At 59.7% G+C, this 2,120-nt stretch carries 1 pseudogene; it reads right to left on the reverse strand.

Annotated elements, in window-relative coordinates:
• Positions 1 to 2,120: pseudogene (locus tag DVK06_RS16535) on the reverse strand (helicase); the annotation flags it as partial.

The following is a 2,120-nucleotide window of genomic DNA, read 5'->3' on the forward strand; positions in this document are numbered from 1 at the left end:
CGTTGATCATCGTCCGCACCGATCGCTTCATCAGCTGCGTGTTGTCCTTGGCGTAGTGGTAGGAGATTTGTACCTCGTAGTTGTCGAGGATTGCCTGGAGCCGTTCGTGGAGGGCTTTTTGGCCGTCAGGGAGGTTCAGCTCCTCGTATCCGAACTCCCTGAGGCGATCCTCGGGGGTGCGGAGTGCCTCCGCCAGACGCTCGGGCTCCTGCATCAGCGTCTGAACGATTCGGGCCTGCTCCTCGTGAATTCGGTTGATCGCTCGCGACCGCGTGACGTTCCTTGGGATGCCGCCGATCATGTTGCGCCCAACCCGCCTTGGGTGAGCGTACGCGTAGAACGACTGCTTGAGCCGTGGACCCTGAGCTGGGAAGATGTTATCCTCCTTGCGATAGAGGGCCTCAACCTGCCGCTCGGCCCCTTGGATGGTCGCAGTAGCCGCCACCACCTTGACGTCCCATCCATCATTAAGACGGTTGGCCAGTGTCTGGATGAGCGTCTCGTAATGAGAATCGAACGAGCCGAACTCCTCGCGAAGAAGGTGAAGTTCGTCTTGGATGACCAACGACGGTGGGTCGACCTGGTCGGCGGACTCAAGATCGTCGTTGTCGCAGGTGTGCTTGTCAGGGTAGTCATAGTCGTCGACGAGGCATCGCTCCTCACCGGAGAAGCCGTGGTCAGGACACCGTGTCTTGATCGCCCCCAAGAGTGTCCTGAACCGCCGCTGCATTCCCATGATCGAGATCTTGTCGATAGTACTGACGACGAAGGTAGGAGCGTGCCGGTAGACCTCCCGGTCGGAGATATAGACGGGGAGCGATGCGGACTCCCCGTCGTGGTCGTTAACCCACGGGCACGCCGTATTGTTACAAATGTGGTCGATTCGCGCCCGCTCGTGGTCGCCGTCTATTTCGACCGACTCCTTGCCGCAGAACGGGCACTCCGAGAGGATGAGGTACTCGTGTTCCTCGTTCTCGTTGGCGGGTGACTTCTTCGCGTCGGCGATTCTGTCCTCCCGATCGTACTGCTGCTGGTTCATCAACTTGTTCGGCGTGTTATTGCTCCCGACGAAGTACCCGACGCTGAACGGCTCGCCGTCGATGTCATGGTCGCGTCGGACGAGTTCCGCCTGCCCGAGCACCTCGGCGGCACGCTCGAGCTGATCGAGCGAGAGGAAGCGGAGCGGGAACTTTGTGAGCGCGGTCGTCCCATAATGTTTACCCCGGAGTCGGTCGTGGAAGGCGGTGAACGTGACCAGTCCGAGGTAGGACTCCGTTTTGCCGCCGCCGGTTGGGTAGTAGATGATATCCGCTGTATCGAGCCTCTCCTCGATGTCCCGCTCCGGGTTGGCCTGTTTCACCATGTCCGGGATAGTCATCACAATAAAGACGATTTGGAACAGACGCCACGAGGAGAAGTCCCCGAGCAGCTCGTCGGTGAAGGTCTCGTTCAGGAGTTTGAACGCCCGCCGCACACGCTCGTCGTTCTCGATGAGTTTCCGGCCCTGGTGGAACCGCTGACGCTCCGTGCGGAAATCCTCCAACGCGTCTTCGAATTGCGTCTCTGCTTCGTCGGACTTGTGTTCCAACACCTCGTCGCGGATAGCTTCGTAGTCCTCCTCCGCGGCAGCCATCTGCTCCTCAATTAGCCGCAAAACACCGTCGAGTCCGATGGGGACATCGACATCGAACTCGGGGTCGATCTCATCTGGTTGGATCTGAGCCTGTCCGGCAAGCACATCGAACCGCGCGGGAATCGGCTCCCGCGGGAGGTACTTCGCCTGCTTGTAGACCGGGAGGGTGGCAGTCTGAACCCCCGTCGGGTCGGGGTCGGCTATTGGGCTGCGGGCCTCCTCAGGGTAGGTCGGCTCGGCAGCACAGTTTTCCCCGATTGCGTACATTCGACCGTCGTACTGGTACTTATCACGAATTTCATCCAGTCGGAACGGGATAACTGAGGTGTCGTCGACGGTGGCCTCGACGCCGACATCAAACAGGAACGCGCGCCACATCTTGTACTGGTAGTCTGTGGCGTCTGGGTAGTCGGTTCCGTGGGTGTTGACCAGACTAGCGTTGATGACCAGCTCATCGTCGTCTCGGTCAACCTGAATGCGAATGTCA

The organism is Halorubrum sp. Atlit-28R, assembly GCF_003665955.1.
GTDB classification, from domain to species: domain Archaea; phylum Halobacteriota; class Halobacteria; order Halobacteriales; family Haloferacaceae; genus Halorubrum; species Halorubrum tropicale.